22 protein-coding genes are annotated in these 16647 nt (G+C 68.4%); 14 read left to right on the top strand and 8 right to left on the bottom strand.

The annotated features are described in order from the left end of the window. Positions 1-440: 440 nt before the first annotated feature. A complete protein-coding gene (locus VGF64_14530; GenBank protein HEY1635977.1) occupies positions 441-839 on the bottom strand; it encodes a hypothetical protein in 399 nt (132 codons plus the stop codon). A gap of 202 nt (positions 840-1041) precedes the next feature. Here VGF64_14530 and VGF64_14525 point away from each other — a divergent pair, with 202 nt between their 5' ends. The 5 genes from VGF64_14525 (at position 1042) to VGF64_14505 (ending at position 4943) form a co-directional block, all read left to right on the top strand. After that, positions 1042-2448: a DUF2252 domain-containing protein gene (locus VGF64_14525; protein HEY1635976.1), complete on the top strand. Its 1407-nt coding sequence runs from the start codon at positions 1042-1044 to the stop codon at positions 2446-2448. A 423-nt stretch (positions 2449-2871) separates the two neighbouring features. Then, positions 2872-3537 carry a hypothetical protein gene (locus VGF64_14520; GenBank protein HEY1635975.1) on the top strand — a complete coding sequence of 222 codons (666 nt, stop codon included), beginning with the start codon at positions 2872-2874 and terminating at the stop codon, positions 3535-3537. Continuing rightward, positions 3521-3721 (top strand): hypothetical protein, encoded by a 201-nt coding sequence (locus VGF64_14515; protein HEY1635974.1) that lies wholly within the window; start codon positions 3521-3523, stop codon positions 3719-3721. Before VGF64_14520 ends, VGF64_14515 begins: the two co-directional genes overlap by 17 nt. Positions 3722-3773: 52 nt before the next feature. Further along, positions 3774-4265, top strand: coding sequence for a pyridoxamine 5'-phosphate oxidase family protein (locus VGF64_14510; protein HEY1635973.1), 492 nt, complete (start codon positions 3774-3776; stop codon positions 4263-4265). 186 nt (positions 4266-4451) lie between these two features. Beyond that, the gene (locus VGF64_14505) at positions 4452-4943 is read left to right on the top strand and encodes a pyridoxamine 5'-phosphate oxidase family protein (protein ID HEY1635972.1); all 492 of its coding nucleotides are present in this window, start codon (positions 4452-4454) and stop codon (positions 4941-4943) included. Positions 4944-4955: 12 nt separating this feature from the next. Here the strand turns inward: VGF64_14505 and VGF64_14500 are convergent, their stop codons facing one another. After that, positions 4956-5549 (bottom strand): putative glycolipid-binding domain-containing protein, encoded by a 594-nt coding sequence (locus VGF64_14500; GenBank protein HEY1635971.1) that lies wholly within the window; start codon positions 5547-5549, stop codon positions 4956-4958. 80 nt (positions 5550-5629) lie between these two features. Between VGF64_14500 and VGF64_14495 the strand changes: the two genes are divergently transcribed. Genes VGF64_14495 through VGF64_14485 form a run of 3 tightly spaced genes read left to right on the top strand, consistent with a single transcriptional unit; the run spans position 5630 to position 8218 of the window. Beyond that, positions 5630-6064, top strand: a complete 435-nt coding sequence (locus tag VGF64_14495; GenBank protein HEY1635970.1) for a MarR family transcriptional regulator — start codon at positions 5630-5632, stop codon at positions 6062-6064. Beyond that, positions 6057-7016, top strand: a complete 960-nt coding sequence (gene ligD / locus VGF64_14490; protein HEY1635969.1) for a non-homologous end-joining DNA ligase — start codon at positions 6057-6059, stop codon at positions 7014-7016. The genes VGF64_14495 and ligD overlap by 8 nt, the downstream gene beginning before the upstream one ends. Before the next feature lie 14 nt (positions 7017-7030). Continuing rightward, the gene (locus VGF64_14485; GenBank protein ID HEY1635968.1) at positions 7031-8218 is read left to right on the top strand and encodes a Gfo/Idh/MocA family oxidoreductase; all 1188 of its coding nucleotides are present in this window, start codon (positions 7031-7033) and stop codon (positions 8216-8218) included. 6 nt (positions 8219-8224) lie between these two features. Here the strand turns inward: VGF64_14485 and VGF64_14480 are convergent, their stop codons facing one another. Together VGF64_14480 and VGF64_14475 are read right to left on the bottom strand one after the other, a co-directional pair. Beyond that, positions 8225-8383, bottom strand: a complete 159-nt coding sequence (locus VGF64_14480) for a pyridoxamine 5'-phosphate oxidase family protein (GenBank protein ID HEY1635967.1) — start codon at positions 8381-8383, stop codon at positions 8225-8227. A 14-nt stretch (positions 8384-8397) separates the two neighbouring features. Continuing rightward, positions 8398-8766, bottom strand: coding sequence for a VOC family protein (locus VGF64_14475; GenBank protein HEY1635966.1), 369 nt, complete (start codon positions 8764-8766; stop codon positions 8398-8400). Positions 8767-8857: 91 nt separating this feature from the next. Between VGF64_14475 and VGF64_14470 the strand changes: the two genes are divergently transcribed. The 6 genes from VGF64_14470 to VGF64_14445 all read left to right on the top strand — a co-directional run bounded on the left by VGF64_14470 (position 8858) and on the right by VGF64_14445 (position 13081). Next, on the top strand, positions 8858-9814 hold the full coding sequence (locus VGF64_14470; GenBank protein HEY1635965.1) for a YafY family protein: 957 nt from the start codon (positions 8858-8860) through the stop codon (positions 9812-9814). Positions 9815-10068: 254 nt separating this feature from the next. Continuing rightward, positions 10069-11043: an ATP-binding cassette domain-containing protein gene (locus tag VGF64_14465; protein HEY1635964.1), complete on the top strand. Its 975-nt coding sequence runs from the start codon at positions 10069-10071 to the stop codon at positions 11041-11043. Beyond that, positions 11040-11870 carry an ABC transporter permease gene (locus VGF64_14460; protein HEY1635963.1) on the top strand — a complete coding sequence of 277 codons (831 nt, stop codon included), beginning with the start codon at positions 11040-11042 and terminating at the stop codon, positions 11868-11870. Before VGF64_14465 ends, VGF64_14460 begins: the two co-directional genes overlap by 4 nt. Before the next feature lie 9 nt (positions 11871-11879). Next, the gene (locus VGF64_14455) at positions 11880-12011 is read left to right on the top strand and encodes a hypothetical protein (GenBank protein HEY1635962.1); all 132 of its coding nucleotides are present in this window, start codon (positions 11880-11882) and stop codon (positions 12009-12011) included. 65 nt (positions 12012-12076) lie between these two features. Continuing rightward, positions 12077-12409: an antibiotic biosynthesis monooxygenase family protein gene (locus tag VGF64_14450; GenBank protein HEY1635961.1), complete on the top strand. Its 333-nt coding sequence runs from the start codon at positions 12077-12079 to the stop codon at positions 12407-12409. Between the two features lie 39 nt (positions 12410-12448). After that, positions 12449-13081: a hypothetical protein gene (locus tag VGF64_14445; protein ID HEY1635960.1), complete on the top strand. Its 633-nt coding sequence runs from the start codon at positions 12449-12451 to the stop codon at positions 13079-13081. Positions 13082-13121: 40 nt separating this feature from the next. Here VGF64_14445 and VGF64_14440 read toward each other — a convergent pair whose 3' ends face one another. Genes VGF64_14440 through VGF64_14425 form a run of 4 tightly spaced genes read right to left on the bottom strand, consistent with a single transcriptional unit; the run spans position 13122 to position 16576 of the window. Beyond that, the gene (locus VGF64_14440) at positions 13122-13703 is read right to left on the bottom strand and encodes an acyltransferase (GenBank protein ID HEY1635959.1); all 582 of its coding nucleotides are present in this window, start codon (positions 13701-13703) and stop codon (positions 13122-13124) included. Then, entirely contained in the window at positions 13700-14803 is a 1104-nt protein-coding gene (locus tag VGF64_14435) for a DegT/DnrJ/EryC1/StrS family aminotransferase (GenBank protein HEY1635958.1), read from the bottom strand. Before VGF64_14435 ends, VGF64_14440 begins: the two co-directional genes overlap by 4 nt. Next, complete coding sequence (locus VGF64_14430; GenBank protein ID HEY1635957.1) at positions 14784-15830, bottom strand: Gfo/Idh/MocA family oxidoreductase; 1047 nt, start codon at positions 15828-15830, stop codon at positions 14784-14786. The genes VGF64_14435 and VGF64_14430 overlap by 20 nt, the downstream gene beginning before the upstream one ends. After that, positions 15827-16576, bottom strand: coding sequence for a glycosyltransferase family 2 protein (locus VGF64_14425; GenBank protein HEY1635956.1), 750 nt, complete (start codon positions 16574-16576; stop codon positions 15827-15829). Before VGF64_14425 ends, VGF64_14430 begins: the two co-directional genes overlap by 4 nt. Positions 16577-16647 lie beyond the last annotated feature (71 nt).

The following is a 16647-nucleotide window of genomic DNA, read 5'->3' as shown; positions in this document are numbered from 1 at the left end:
ACCCGCTCTCTAAGTCGAGTCCTCTCCCCCAACAGTCGCCGCCCGGTCCGGGATGTCGGGTATCGGCGCGAACTGGGGCATTCAGCCCGACGCCGGGACAAGGATCCGGACCGGTGCCGAAAACGTCGCTCCCCCTGCTCCTGCGAGGTGCGGCTCGAGAGGTGGTGCTCTCACAGAACCCTTCTGGTAGAGACCCCGACCCGCTCCCTGATCACTCACTCTACCAGGAGCGCCTGCCGGTCACGACCAGCCGAGCGCCGTGGGCCGGCCGGCCCCGGCCTCCTGTGGCGCCGTCAGGCGCCGACCGTCACCCGACCACGGCCGTCTCGGTTGGAGCGGCACACCGCACGATCGCTCTCCGCAGCGAGCTCGTGGCCGCCCAGCGCCGGTCGCCGAGCGACAGACGGCGGTGGCGCTGGCCAACTGATGGTCTCGGCAGGCTACGCCGGGTTCGATGCCGCAGCGACGAGCGACCGCCTCGGGCTGTACTGGTAGTTGGTGATCAGGCTCACGGCGAGGACCGCAATGCCACCCACCGTGTAGAAGGCGGCGAGGCCACCATCGGCCGAGGCAAAGTTCAGGGCCCAGGGCGCGGCGAGAAGCAGCGCGGCGGCGAGATAATCGCCCGCCGAGTGGACGGTGAACGGCAGGACTTTCACAACCCCGAGTGGATACCTGGTGAGGGCGCTGACGAGCAGGACAGTCGCCCCAACGACGACACCTGTCGCGATCGCGCCGGTGGAGCCACCGACTGCAATCGGGATGATGATGAGCAGCGCGGCGACCGCATAGTCGGCAATGGCGTGAAACCATGCGGGCAGAAATCGCACGAGTGACATGAAGGATCTCCTCTCATCGACCAGCCTCCGCTCGACGACACCTGGTATTCGGTGCCGTTGGCCGCCACGGATGGGCCTCCTGGTCCCCGAAGCGAGGCTGTCATGGGTCCCATCATTGAGTTACCGACCTCGTCGGGCGGCCCGGCGTAGGCTCGGCTCACCAGCACATCCCGGGCGGCCACGCTCCGAGAAAGAGAGGCCCATGGCGGAGCCGAGCTCACCGAGACCATCGCCATCGGGCGCCGATCCCCACGACATCTCCGCGACGAGCGACGAGCGCCGAGAAGCCGGCAGGCTCGCGCGCCGGAAGGCACCGCGGGCGATCATGGGGCGCTGGGGCGACGACCAGCGCAACCAGGATGCACTGACGACGATCGTCGCTCAGAGTCAGGCCCGGATCCAAGAGCTGGTCCCCCTTCGCCACCGGCGGATGGCGGCCTCGCCTTGGAACTACTACCGGGGAGCTGCCGCGGTCATGGCCGCCGACCTTGCTGCTCGACCTGACAGTGGGCTGATGGTCCAGCTCTGCGGTGACGCCCACGTGCTGAACTTCGGCCTGTGGGCCACTCCGGAGCGGAACCTGATGTTCGACCTGCGCGACTTCGACGAGACGCTGCCAGGTCCGTTCGAGTGGGATGTCAAGCGCTTCGCCGCCAGCCTGGTGGTCGCCGCACGGCACAACGGCATCGGGCCAGCGACGGGAGATGAGGCGGTCGCGGCCGGCGTGGAGGCCTATCGCAAGCGCATGCGCCGTTACACCACGATGCCCGAGCTCGATATCTGGTACGACGGCATGCACGTCGAGAGGTGGATGAGCTACTTCGAGCCGGCGGACCGAGGCCGGGTGTCGATCCATATCGACAAAAGGCGCACCCGCCGCACGAGCCGTGGGGCGTTCGCAAAGCTCACGACGATGGCTCATGGGCGGCCCCGGATCACCGAAGACCCACCGATCCGCGTCGCCATCAGCGACGAGGAGCAGGCCGATATCGTCGACCACCTCTTCGCCGAGTACCGGCTCACCCTCCAGGAAGATCGACGGCGCCTGTTCGATCGGTTCACTGCGGTCGATGTCGTGCGCCAGGTGGTGGGAGTGGGCAGCGTGGGCATGCGGGTCTATCTGGTGCTCATGGAGGGCCGCACCGGCGCGGATCCCCTGTTCCTGCAGGTCAAGCAGGCTGGCCCGTCGGTCTACGAGGCCCATGCCCGCCCGAGCCGGCACGACAACCACGGCGCGCGTGTGATCAACGGCAAGCGGATGGTCCAGAGCGCCACCGACATCTTCGTCGGTTGGGGCTCGCTGCACGGCGAGGACTACTACGTGCGACAGTTCCGCGACATGAAGATCATTCCGACCACCGAGCTGATCGCTCCTGTCCTTGTCGAGTTCGCCACTGCGTGCGGCGAGACGCTGGCGCGGGCCCACGCCCGCACCGGCGACCCAGTGGCAATCGATGGCTACATCGGGAAGGGCCCGAAGTTCGACGCTCCCATCCGTGAGTTCGCTCACCTCTACGCCGATCAGAACGAGCGGGACCACGCTCAACTCGTCCGCGCCATCGACGCCGGGAGCGAAGAGGCTCACACGGATTCAGGCTCTCGGTACTGAACGCCGCCTCACGTGTAGTGCGGCTCCCGCGGTCAGCCCGTCCCTCCCGCCCCCCACCGAACCTCTGTACGTGCAGGTCAGTGGATCTCGTGGTCATTCCTCCACGGCATCGTCCCAACGCGCCGACGCACCCGATCGTCGCTCACCCGCAGGAGACGGACGGCGCGATGTCCAAACAAGAGAGAACAGGATTCTGCTGCCGTGGGATCCGCGGGATTCCCCGGGTGAGTGCTCGACATGGCACGACACGAACAATCGCAGGTCGATGCGGCTGGCGACGGGCCGCGGGGTGAGCCTGTCGGCGATGAAGTCGACGAGCCGCAGCGAGCCGACCAGCCAGGGGCCGACGAACCGGATGGCGCGGGTCAAGCCGATGGGCCGGGAAAGCCCCCGGCTGCCCGTGCAAGCGACGGGGCCGCCACGGTGGCGACGCCCCAGGCCGGCCCGAGCTGGTACCGGCTCCAGGGCGAGCGATTCTTCGCTCTAGCTGACCAGATCCATCTCGGAGCGCTGGCCACCGGCGTCGGCTTCATCGTCCTCGGCGTGCTCCTCCTGGGCGGTACCCAGGTGGCCTGGCGCGGCCTGCTCGACGCCGTCCTGGCCGTGATGGGGCTGGTCCTCGTGGTCGGCAGCCGTCGGCCGGACAGTCGGCGCGCGCTGCTGGTGGTGGGCCTGCTGCTGGCCGTGATCCTGCTCGGAGTCTGGCGCGCTGATGTGCCGTTGCGGGGGGGTATGAGGTGGCAGACCGTCAGCCCGACCACGACGGCAGATCTGACGTCCTCCTACCACCAGACGGCGGGCTCGCTCACCATCGACCTGCGGCACTACCCCCGGCCCCCGACCCTGACGCCCCCGCCGCCGCTGGTCGCGAGCGTCGGTGTCGGTCGCCTGGTGGTGGTCCTTCCGCCACTCACCACTCTCCAGGGTACGATCGCCGTCGGTGAGGGTCGGGCGTCCGTCGTCGGGGTGAACAAGAACGGGGTCGGGCTCGAAGTCCCCCTTGCGGCCGCAAACCTCCCGGCTCTGGCCCGGGCGGATCTGCGCGTCGGCGTCGGCACAGTGGAGGTCCAAGTTGGCAGCTCGCCCTAGCCACGCACAACCCCTCCCCCTGTTCGCCGGGTGCGTCTACCTGATCCTCGGTCTCGCGCTGCTGCTGGACAACATCGGCGTCATCAGCTTGCAGGGATCGGATCTGGCGCCGCTGGTGATCGTGGCAGGGGGCATCGCCACTGTCGGGCTTGCCCTCTCCAGGGTCATCCCCAGCAGCCGCTGAGTGCCCTGTTCGGGCGCGGCGCGGCCTCGATATGAACGAGACTCCTTCGGACTTGGCGGCGCTCCAGGACCTCCTCGATCGCAGCATCACGACCGCGGGCGCCCACCTGTCGAGCATCATCACTCCGGACCGGCGCCTGACCGCTCAGGAGCTGTGCGAACGGCTGACGGGCATGCGACTCCTGGCGCTGGCGACCGTGACCGCGGACGGGCGACCCCTCGTCGGCCCCGTTGACGGGATCTTCTATCGAGGCGCGTTCTACTTCGGGTCCTCACCGGACTCCGTGAGGTTTCGCCACATCCGCCGTCGCCCCCACGTCAGCGCCACCCATCTGCCGGGGGAAGAGCTGGCCGTGACGGTCCATGGGCGGGCCACGCCAGCGGACGTGCGCAGCACCGAAGGCGCCGGCTTTCGACAGGCCCTTCTCGGTGTGTACCTCCCAAGATACGGGAGCGAATGGGAGACTTTCCTCGATTCCGGGCCGACGTACGCTCGCATCGACGCCGACAAGATGTTCACCTTCCACATGACCGACGACGGCTGACCGCACGGCGGGGGACGTCCCCGACGGCACGACGAGCTGGGCAAGAGCAATATTGGCTCGAAAAGTGACCCGATCTGCCCACGCGCCCCTGCCCTGGATCGCCGATGGCCGGAGCGGGCGATGAATCAGACAGAAGTAACTCGTCTGACTCACCAGACCGCAGGACAGGAGGCGAAGTTGGAACCGATGACGACGATCGATGAGCGATTCAGCGAACCCGGCGCCGATCCGACATCGTGGGAAGAGACCCGTCGGGCGCTGGAGACCGCCGAGCTCTTCTGGATCACGACAGTCAGGAGCGATGGTCGGCCTCACGTCTCGCCCCTGGTCGCCGTCTGGCTGGACGGCGCCATCCACTTCTCCACCGGCCCCACCGAGCAGAAGGCCCTCAACCTCCGACACAACTCTCACGTGATCCTCATGACCGGCTGCAACCGATGGAACGAGGGCCTCGACGTCGTCGTGGAGGGCGACGCCGTGCCCGTCACCGACGACGAGCTGCTCCGTCGCCTCGCTCACGCCTGGACGACCAAGTGGGACGGACGATGGCGGTACGAGGCGCGCAGCGGCGCCTTTCACCATCAGGGTGGAGGTCCGGCCCTGGTGTTCTCGGTGACCCCCACCAAGATCCTCGCCTTCGGCAAGGGCAGCTTCACCCACACCCGTCACCGATTCTGACCACGCGGCGCGTCAAGTGGGTGGGCGTCCGACGGCCATCGCCGCCACCCGCCAGAGGTCGTCCCCGTAGGCGAGGACCAGGCCCGTGGCCACGTCCGTACGGAGCTCGAAGTCGTAGTCGCCCGACTGATACCGCCACCTGCCATCGCCCAGACGGGTGTAGCGCTGCTCGCTGGTCACAACGTCGAGCTCGGGGAACCGCACCCAGGCCGCCGAGATGGGCGCGGTCTCTCCGACCTCGAGCGCCAGTCGCCGAATCGGGATCGTGTTGGTGGCGGGCGTCCAGCCGAGATCGACGTCTCCACAGCCGTCGAGGAGCGGTGACGGCGTCGCGTCGAGCGTCCACCGGCCCTGTCCCACCGATACCAGCGCAATCGTCGACACTTGGACGGCCGTCGTGACGGTGGCGGTGGCGGCGAGCGGGGCCCACTGGTGGTCGACCATGACCTCGTAGCTGATATGACACGGAGCATCGTCGAGTGGCAACGCGGCCACGCCCGCCAGCTTGTGGCCCTCTTCGTCGTCGACCAACCAGGCGTGCTCGCTACTGGCGAGCTCGGCGCAGTGCCAGAGGACGTGGTGCCCGAGGCGGTCATCCCGCTTCATTCGTGCCTCCACTGTCGTTAGCCGAGCAACAAGATAGCATCAGCCGGCTGCTGTGCGAAGGGGGACGTACGCTTGCCGGCGTGGCCAAGGATCGCGCGCCTGACTTCCAGTCCGTCTTCTGGGAGACCAGGCACGACCTCGCCCACGCGGCGATGGTGGCGTTCTCGAGGCACGGTGTCCACGAGGGACAGCAGTTCGTCCTGCGCTGTCTGTGGGACGACGACGGCCTCAGCCCCGGCGAGGTGGCCCGGAGATTGGGTCTGGCCACGCCGACGGTGACCAGAGCCGCAACCCGGATGGAAGCGACCGGCCTATTGCGCCGCGAACCGCATCCCACCGACCGCCGTCTCGTCCGCCTCGTGCTGACCGCGAAGGCACGAGGACTCGAGCAGGTGATCGGTCGAGAGATGCAAGAGCTCAACGACCGGGCACTGGCAGGGCTCACCCAGACCCAGCGCACGAGCCTCATTCGTGCGCTCGAGGCGATCCAGAAGAATCTGGCCGACAGTGGCTGAGACCGACACATCATCGCGGGTCGATCTCCCGGTCGAGGGACGGACCGTCCGAATCACAAACCCCGATCGCGTCTACTTCCCGGCGCTCGGCGTGACCAAGCTCGACCTGATTCGCTACTACGTGAGCGTCGGAGACGGGATTCTTCGGGCCTTGCGTGACCGGCCCTGTATGTTGCACCGGTTTCCCCGGGGCGTCGACGGCGAGAAGGTCCATCAGAAGCGAATCCCGAGCGGCTCCCCGGACTGGATCGAGACCGTGCGTGTCGACTTCCCCTCGGGCCGACACGCCGACGAGCTGTGCGTGACCGAGTTGGCCAGCGTCATCTGGGCGGTGCAGATGTCGACAGTCGAGTTTCATCCCTGGAACTGCCGTCGCACAGACGTCGAACGGCCCGACGAATGGCGCATCGACCTCGACCCGATGCCCGAATGCGACTTTGACACCGTACGACGCGTCGCCCACGTCGCACAGGAGGTGCTGACAGAGCTCGGGGCTACGGGGTGGCCGAAGACCTCGGGCGGCTCAGGCCTGCACATCTACGTGCGCATCGAGGCGAGCTGGAGTTTCGGGGACGTCCGGCGGGCGGCGTTGGCCTTCGCCCGCGAGGTCGAGCGCCGGGCTCCGACGATGGCCACCACCACGTGGTGGCGCAAAGACCGAGAGCCGGGCAAGGTCTTCGTCGACTACAACCAGAACAGCCGAGACCACACCATCGCTGCCGCGTACTCGGTCCGCGGGGTGAGCAGGGCGACGGTCTCGACGCCCATCATGTGGGACGAGATCGACGATGTCGTACCTGGTGACTGCACCGTCTCCACCGTCGGGGGACGGTTCGCGAAGCTCGGCGACCTTCACGCTGGAATCGACGCGGCGGTCTACTCCCTCGACGAGCTGATCGAATGGGCCGAGCGCGACGAGCGCGAGGGTGATCGACTCGCCGACGACGAATGAACCAGGAGGGCTCTATGGAGCGGGTGCGGCTCGGGGTGGTAGGCGCGGGGAACATCGCGCCCCTCAACCTGGCGGGCTACCTCGAGCACGAGCGCTGCGACGTTGTTGCGGTCTGTGACCCGCGCGCCGAGGTGGCCGAGCGCCGGGCGCGTGAGTGGGACGTACCCCGCGTCTATACACGTTTGGAGGATCTTCTCGACGACCGGGACATCGACGCAGTCGAGATCCTGACGCCAACCCACCTGCACAAGGACCACGTCGTCGCCGCGGCCCGCGCCGGCAAGCACGTCAGCTGCCAGAAGCCCGTCGCCAACAGCGTGACCGAGGCGCGGATCATGCTTGCTGCTGCGGAGGAGGCGGGGATCGTGTTCCGCGTCTCGGAGTGCTTCTATCACTATCCGCCCCTGGTCGAGGCGAAGCGGCTGATCGCCGACGGCGCCATCGGGACGCCCACGATGCTCCGCATCCGCACGGTCGTCGGCGACACCGACTCGCCCTTCCAGTCCGCTCTCGATCCCACTGGCTACGAGTGGCGGTTCGACAGCAGGAGCCCGGGGGGGCACCTCTTCGACGATGTCGTCCACAAGTACGCAGTTGCCTTGTGGCTGTTCCCTGAGCGGATCCGCAGCGTGCAGGCGGTCGTGCGCCGCGGAGCGCTGTTCTTCGAGGCCCCGACAGCGGCCATCTTCGAGTACGAACGTGACGATCTGCTGGCGACGATGGAAGTCACGCACGCGCCCCACATGCGACTACGGACCCGCTACTACGGCGCCGACGAGGTCTTCGAGGTGCAGGGCACCGACGGGTTCGTCTGGGTCACCCGAGCGACGGGCGAGATGCTCGACCTTTCTCCCCTGCTCTGGCACCGTTCCGACGGCACGATGGTCTCCTTCTCGAATCTGGACGCCGACTGGGGAACGGGCTTTCGCCTGGCATCTCGCGCCTTCGTCGACGCCCTGCTCGAGGGAACGCAGCCAGAGATGTCCGGCCCACGCGCCATCGAGGTCCTGCAGCTGTGCTTCGCCGTCTACCAGGCGTCCGCGACCCGGTCGCCCGTGGATCCGGCAACGATCGAGAGCGCGGCCTCGCCGCCGTGGTGGCCCAAGTCAGCACGGGAGCTGCTGGCCGACGCCGATCGCCTGGGGCTCATTCCCGAGGGTGTCGACGTGGACACACTCGTCGAGCAGCTCGGGCTGGAGTAGCGGCATCTACCACCCACCGATGTCGATCGAGCCGAGCTCGACGTTGTACGAGAAGCCGACCGGCTTCACGTGGGGGAAACCTCCTGGCGCCACGGTCGCAAGCCGCCCCTGCTGCTGGCCGGCGAGGAACTGCTGTTCGGAATGAGTGAGTGCTATGGCTGGCACCCTATGACTGACGCCTACCGAGGTGGGACCTGCTGCACCGCCCATCCGTTGCCGTCGGGGTCCTGGAAGTACACGAACGAACCCCAAGGGAAGTCCTGGACCTCGCTGACGTCGACACCACGATCGACGAGCTCGGCCCGCGCTGGCCCGATGTCGGCAACGACCAGCTGGAGTCCCTGAACGGCGCCCGGCGGCATCTCAGTGAGTCCCGTCCCGATGGCGATCGAGCACGCCGACCCGGGTGGGGTCAGCTGCACGAAGCGGATCTCATCGCTGACCGTGACGTCGTTGTCAGCATTGAAGCCGGCCATGTCCGCGTAGAACGCCTTCGAGCGGTCGACGTCCGAGACCGGCACCTGTACCAGCTCGAGCTTCCAGTCCATGATTTTCGTCCTCCTCGGGTTGCGGCGCGGATCGCAGCATGAGGCCCGAAACCGGTCAGGTCCTGGCCGGTTTCTCTGAGAAGATGATCCGGTGCGCGCCGACCGGCTCGTCGCCATCCTCCTTCTCCTCCAAGCCCGCGGCCACCTGACGGCGGCGGAGGTCGCCGAGGAGCTGGAGATCTCGGAGCGGACCGCCCGTCGCGACCTGGAGGCCCTCGGTGTGGCCGGCCTGCCCATCTACTCGCAGCAGGGTCGCAACGGCGGCTGGCGCTTGGCCGGCGGCGGGCGCACCGACCTGAGCGGCCTCACCGCCGGTGAGGCTCGGGCTCTGTTCCTGATCGCGGGGCCGTCCACCGCTTCGGCCACCCCTCAGGTGAAGGCCGCCCTTCGCAAGCTGGTGCGCGCCCTCCCCGAGCCGCTGCGGTCCGGTGCCGAGGCGGCCTCGGCGGCCGTGGTGGTCGACCCCGGCGGCTGGGACGATCACGTGAATCCCCGACCGGCTCCGCCGCTCCTCGATGCCGTGCAGCGCGCCGTCGTCGAGGCCGAGCAGGTCACGCTCGGTTACGTTGCCCGCAACCGCGAACCGAGCACTCGGGTCGTGCATCCGCTCGGCCTGGCCGCCAAGGGCTCGACGTGGTACCTGGTGGCGGACACCGACGCGGGGCTGCGGACGTTCCGTGTCGACCGCATGACGGCCGTCGAGCCCACTGGTGAGCCCGTCGTGCGTCCGGCCGGCTTCGAGCTGGCCCAGGCATGGCGGCTGATCACCGACGAGATCGAGCAGCGTCGCACGCCGGTCCGGGCCCGGGCCCTCGCCAGCCCGGACGCCGTCCAGCTGTGCCGTTGGGTCCTCGGCAACCGCGTCCGCATCGGAGCGGCGGCCGCCGACGGTCGGGTCGAGATCGAGCTTCGAGGACATCACGTCGAGTCACTCGCCGGCGAGATCGCCGGGCTCGGCGGCGCCGTCGAGGTCCTCGACCCCCAGGAGCTGCGCGAGCGCCTGGCGCGCGTGGGGGCAGAGCTCACCGCCACCTACCGCGAGCGCTGAACCAGAGTCGGTGCGACGGCGCCCGAACCCCGTCGTGGTGAGCGATGAGTCTCGGTTGGCGTCGTCGTCTCACCACCGACGTCCGCCCTCCGCAAGAACGGCGGCTCGGAGGCGACCGATGGCATCCGAAAATTCGTCTGCAAACCGGCCATCAGATGGCCGGTTTCGACCCGGAAGATGAGGCCATGACGAGCCTGACTGTTCACGACGATGCCCTCGTCGGCGACACCTCCGATCATCCAAGGAGACACCGCATGCCAGCCATCACGACGGAAGGCCTGGTCCGCACGTTCGACGGAGTGACGGCCGTCGACGGGCTGGACCTCGATATCCGCCAGGGCGAGATCTACGGCTTCCTCGGCCCCAACGGCGCCGGCAAGTCAACGACCGTCCGCGTGCTCTGCACGCTGCTGGCGCCGACGGCCGGCCGGGCGACGGTGGCTGGTCACGACGTCGCCACCGAGCCGGGGCAGGTACGACTGCGGATCGGCGTGGCGCTCCAGGAGGCCGCCCTCGACCCGCGCCAGACCGGTGAGGAGCTGCTGCGGCTCCAGGGACGGCTCTACGGGCTGACCCGTGGCGAGATCGAGGAGAGGCTGGTAGAGCTGAAGGAGCTGGTGGACATCGGTGATGCCCTGGCCCGGCCGATCAGCACGTACTCGGGCGGGATGCGCCGGCGCCTCGACCTGGCCGCCGCCCTGGTGCACAACCCGGAGGTCCTCTTCCTCGACGAGCCCACCACGGGCCTGGATCCGATGAGTCGAGCCCGGGTGTGGGAGGAGGTCCGCCGCCTCAACAACCAGCTCGGGGTCACGATCTTCCTGACGACCCAGTACCTGGAGGAGGCTGACGAGCTGGCCGACCGGGTCGGCATCCTGAGTGCCGGTCGCCTCGTTGCCGAGGGTCCGCCGGCAGACCTGAAGCGCAAGGTCGGAAACGACGTGATCGTCGCCCGTGTGGACGGCGATGCGGGGACGGCCCTGGCTTCCCTGGCCCGTGTGGACGGCGTCCAAGCCGTCGATGCCAGCGGCAGCGAGGTCGTCGTCACGGCAACCAACGGCGCCGGGACGATCGGGCCCGTCGCCGTCGCCCTCGCCGGCGGCGGCATCCAGGTCCGGGACCTGACGCTGCGCACCCCGACGCTGGACGACGTGTTTCTCGAGCTGACCGGTACCCATATCCGCCCGGAGGAAGGCATCGACGAGGAGATCGAGGAGGTCACCCAATGACAGCGACCGTGATCACGACCGGCCAGCGGACCGAGCTCCGGCCCAGCGCGATCCGGCCCCGCCAGGCCGGTTTCGCCCGTGACGTCATTTCCATCGCCGGGCGGGCATTGCGCGCCATCCCCCGCGACATGACGGCGGTCATCCCGCCCGTCTTCATCGCGCTGTTCTTCTTCGTGGTCAATATCGGGACGCTGCAGCGCCTGACCGAGAGGAGCATCGGGGGCTTCGACTTCAAGGCCTTCATGATGGCGACGGCCATCCTGCTCGGGGTCACCGGGATCTCCCGGGCGCCAGCGCTCGTCCTCGACGTCGAGAACGGCTACTTCGACCGGCTGCTGATGACACCCGTGCGCCGGCTCTCCATCCTGCTCGGGCACATGGTGGCTGACGTCGCTGTGGCCTGCGCCCTCACCGTGCCCATCGTCATCCTGGGCTTCGCCCTCGGCGTCAACTTCGAGGCCGGGCCGCTGGGTGTCGTCGTCTTCGTCCTGTTCGCCGCCCTCTGGAGTCTGGCGTTCGCCGGGTTCGGCTACGCCATCGCACTCAAGACGGGTAACCCGGCCGCGGTGAACAGCGCCTTCCTGCTGTTCTTCCCGTTCCTGTTCCTCACGTCCTCGTACGTGCCCCGATCGCAGCTCACCGGCTGGTTGAACACCGTCGCCGCCTGGAACCCGGTCACCTACGTCCTCGGCGGCTTGCGGTCGCTCACCATGCAGGGCTGGCAGTGGAGCGAGCTCGGCCAGGCGCTCGCCGCCATCGCGGTGGTCGCCGTCGTCAGCATGGCCCTGTGCTTCGGCGCCCTGAGGGGCCGCCTGAAGCAGGCGTGAGGTTCACTGATGACCACTTCCGGACACCCTTCCGAGCAGATGGTCGCCGTATTGATGACCAACGCGGCCTGGAGCTCGCCCAACCCGCCGGACATCGCCCTCGACTTCCTCACCGGGGCGTACGCGGCGATCGACGACTGACGCGGCGAGCGGGTGAGGCAGTTCCCGATGTCCCTCGCCCGAGCCGACTCTGATCAAATCGGTGCATGACCGTGATCAAGATCAACGCCATCACCGTCCCCGAGGACTCCGGCGACGAGCTCGCCCGGCGCTTCGCCGCCCGTGCCCACGCCGTCGATGATCAGGACGGCTTCGAGGGCTTTCAGCTGCTGCGGCCGACCGACGGACGGCATCAATGGCTCGTCGTCACGACCTGGCGGGACGAGGGGGCGTTCCAGGCCTGGGTCAGCTCGCCGGCCTTCGCCCACGGGCACGCCGGAGCGGACCGCCCCTCACCCCATGGGGGCCCTGTCTCGGTCTCGTCGGAGCTCTGGTCCTACGAGGTGGCGGGCGGCTCGCCCGGCGACAGCGACGCCTGACGAGGTCGTCCCAGGATCGTGACTGGATAGTCTGACGCGATGACCGACGTCGAGATGTACGTGGATCCGAGTTGCCCGTGGGCATGGATCACGGGTCGCTGGCTCAAGGAGGTGGCCCCCGAGCGCGGCCTGTCACTGAGCTGGCCCTCCTACTGTCTCGAGATCCGCGACGACTACGGCGTGGCTGCGACCGTCCCCCAGCACCTGCGCGAGGCTGCCCTTCGCGGCCACGCCCTGTCCCACCGCATGCTTCGCATCTTCGAGGCGGCGCGGGCGGCACACGGCGAGGAGGCCGTCGACGCCCTGTACACCGAGTGGGGCGCTCGGTTCTTCGCCTCCGATACGGCGCGCGATGACACGCTCCTGTCCGCCTGCGCGGCGGCCTGCGGGCTCGACGCCGACGTTCTCACCGCAGCCGACGACGAGAAGTGGGACGCCCCGATCGTCGAGGCCATGGACATCGCATACCAGTTCGGCGGGCACAAGACCCAGACGCCGACGATCGTCGTGCGGACCGACCCGCCACATGGTCTCAAGGGCCCGGTGATGGCACCAGCCCCGACCGGCGAAGGGGCCGCCCGGTTGTGGGACGCCATCCAGATCCTCTCCCAGGAACCGGGGTTCTTCGAGATCACCCGACCGAGGGCGAACCCACCGATACCGCCTCGCTAGCACGATCCGGCTGCACGGCCGCCCGGTCGGACCTGTCAACCTAGGGTCCGGCCGCGGGCAGGGGACCCTCGACCTCGCCGGACAGGGTGAACGCCCGCCCGCACTCGCACCGCAGCGACGGCGGGAGTCGCTTCCCGCAGGAGCAGACCCATCCGACGCGGCGCGCCGGGTTGCCCATCATGAGCCCGTGAGGTGGGACGTCGCCACTGACGACGGATCCGGCAGCGACGAAGGCCCGAGCGCCGACGGTCAGATCGCTGAGGACCGTGACGTTCGCACCGATGCTGGCGCCGCGCCGGACGAGGGTCGGAAGCAGGGTGGGAGTCTGCCGGGGCGAGGTGACGCGCGGCAGGCGATCGTTGGTGAACACGGTGCCGGGGCCGATGAAGACCTCATCCTCGATCGTCACCCTGTCGAAGATGAGCACCCCGTTCTTCACCGTGACGTCGTTGCCGATCGACACGTCGTCCTCGATGAAGACGTGGTCGCAGACGTTGCAGTCTCGACCGATCCGGGCACCGCCCAACACGTGCGCAAAGGCCCAGATCCTGGTCCCGGCGCCAACGTCGTCGGTCTCCAGCAGGGCGTGCTCGTGCACGAACACGCCGGCCGGCGGTCTCATCGCAGGGCGCGATCCAGCTCGTCGACGACTCGCTCCTGCTGCTCCAGCGTGATCCTCGGGAACAGCGGCAGCGACAGGATCTCCTCGCACGCGGCCTCGGCGACCGGAAAGTCACCCTTCTCGTAACCGAGGGGCCCGGCGAAGCCCTGGAGGTGGATGGGCGTCCGGTAGTGGACGCCAGCGCCGATGCCCGCCTCGTTGAGCCGGCCCAGGACCTTGTCACGGTCCGGCACCCGCACCACGTAGAGGTGCCAGACGGAGCCGTCAACGTCGGCCCCCGAAGGTCTCCGCACCTTCTCGAGGTCGGCGAGGAGCAGGTCGTACCGGCTGGCGGCCTCCCGCCGGGCCTGGTTCCAGCGGGTCAGGCGGCGGAGCTTGGCCCGGAGGACAACGGCTTGAAGCTCGTCGAGACGGGAGTTGAACCCCTGCTCGTCGTGCTCGTGGCGAGCTTCGCTGCCGTAGTTGCGCAGGGCGCGGGCACTCGTTGCCAGCTCGTCGGAGCCCGTGAGCACGGCGCCGGCGTCACCATAGGCGCCGAGGTTCTTCGCCGGGTAGAAGCTCATCGCTGTCATGGCGCCCGCCGCCCCGACCCTGGTGTCGCCCCGCGCCGCCCCGTGGGCCTGGGCGGCATCCTCGATGAGAACGGCGCCCACCTCGTCGGCCAGGCGCCGAAGCTCGGCGACGGGCGCGACGTGCCCGTGCAGATGGACCGGCATGATGGCCCGTGTCCGGGGTCCGGTGTGTCGAGCCGCGTGCTCGGCATCGACGAGGAGTGTCTCGGAGTCGACGTCGGCGAGGACGGGGGTGGCGCCGGCCCGGAGCACCGCCAATGCGCTGGCGACGAAGGAGTTGGCGGGAACGATGACCTCGTCGCCGGGGCCGATACGGCACGCGCGCAGGGCGATCTCGAGGGCGTCGGTGCCGTTGGCGACCGCTACGCAGTGGCGGACTCCGGTGAAGCCGGCGAGCTCGGACTCGAATGCCTTCCCCTCCTCGCCGAGGATGAAGGCCGTGCGATCGATGACCAGCGCCCATCCTCGACGAACCTCGTCGGCGATCTCGTCGTGCTCCGCTCGCAGGTCAACCAGCGGGACTGTCAACCCGTTCCACCTCGAGCACCGCTTCTCTGCCCTCGTCCTGCAGGGAACGATCGATCGCCTCCAGGACTCGGACGACGCTCGTCCCCTGACGTCCGCTCGTGATCGGCTCTGTCCGCTTCACGACACATTCGAGGAAGTGCATGCACTCGGTCTTGAGCGGCTCCTCCAGGGTGATCCGAGGAATGGAGATGTCTCCTTCGCGGATGCTGGCCCGGAAGGAAGCGAAGGTGTCGACGACACCCCTGCTCCGTTCGCCCCCATCGAGCACCCGCTTGTCGTATACCCTCACTGGCTCGGTGAGATTCATGTCGTCGAGGGTCAGCATCCGTTGGCTCCCGACCACCGTGATATCCCGCACCTTGCGGGGGCTGAGCCAGGAGGCGTGCAGATTGACGAGAACATCGTCTGGATAGCGCATGGTGACGAAGACGGCGTCTTCGACGCAGGGGTTGATCCACTTGCCTCCGACAGCCGAGACGGCGATGGGCACGGCCTTGAGCCAGTAGTTCGCGATCGAGATGTCGTGGGCCGCCAGATCCCAGGCGGCGTTGGCGTCGTCCCGGACCGGGCCGAGATTGTTGCGCACCATGGTGAGGTGGTAGACGGATCCGAGCTGTCCGGCCCAGAGGTAGTCGCGCACCCACTGAACGGCCCGCGCGTAGAGGAAGAGGTGGCTCACCATGAGGACGTTGCCGGACGACCGCGCCAGCCGGCAGAGCTCCTCCGCGTCGCCGATGCCCATTGTCATCGGCTTTTCGATCAATACGTCCTTGCCCGCCGAGAGTGCGAGGTGGGCGAGCGCGAAATGGCTCGTCGCCGGCGTGGCCACCACGAGGGCGTCAACGTCTGGGAGGGCGGCAACCGGATCGTCCCCGACCCTGACTCCGGGGTAACGCCCCTGGACCTCATCGAGGCGTCGACGGTCGTGATCGATCACCCACACCACCCGACTCCCGGGGAGGTCCTGGAAGCTGCGAATGAGATTGGGTCCCCAATGGCCGGCGCCCACCACGCCGATGTCGATCATCCCTTCGAATAGTAGCGGCGCGACAGCCGCTCACCCCCGATGGCAGCGACCGCCAGCGGCCGGAGGATCGACCACCAGTCGACAACTGGGCGCATCTTCGTCTGACCGAGCGCTCGGTCGGGATAGACCTTGGTGACGGGGGCCTCCAGGAATCGATAGCCCAGCTTGATGGCGCGGAGGAGGAGGTACGGCTCGAGCTCGTAGGCATCGAGCCACGACCGGTCGAGCTCGAGGTTCGGGTCACGAAGCACACTCGTGCGGATGGCCCGGAAGCCGTTCGTCGAGTCGGTGACCCGACAGCCGGCGAGACGGGAGAAGAGGTGCGAGTGGAGCCTCACGGCGACCCGTCGATAGCCCGGCATGTCCCCCAGGCTCGCCCCTGCGCTCAGGAACCGGGAGCCCTGCACGAGGTCGGCTCGGTCATCGGCGATCGGGTCGAGCAGCGTCGGGATCTCCTCGGGCGCGTCCTTGTTGTTGCCGGCGGCCACGACGGCGGCGTCCGCGCCGCTCGCCAGGACGTGCTCGAAGCCGATCCGGAGGGCGGCGCCGACTCCCTGGGTGCTGCCCAGCTCGATGACGTTGGCGCCTCCGGCGGCGGCCTCCTCACGGGACCCATCCGTGGATCCATCGTCCACGACGACAACCTCGTCGACGATCGCGCGGGGCGCACGTCGCACGACCTCACCGATCTTCCCCGCCTCGTCGAGCACTGGCACGACCAGCACCACTGAGAGCTGACGGTACACGGCGAGAGGATAGCCCTGGCCTCGGGCAGGTTGATAGGGTCCTGCCGCCCGTATTGGCGTGCGGGCCACAG

Source organism: Acidimicrobiales bacterium (assembly GCA_036491125.1).
GTDB lineage: Bacteria > Actinomycetota > Acidimicrobiia > Acidimicrobiales > AC-9 > AC-9.
This window is presented reverse-complemented; position numbering and strand designations above follow the sequence as displayed.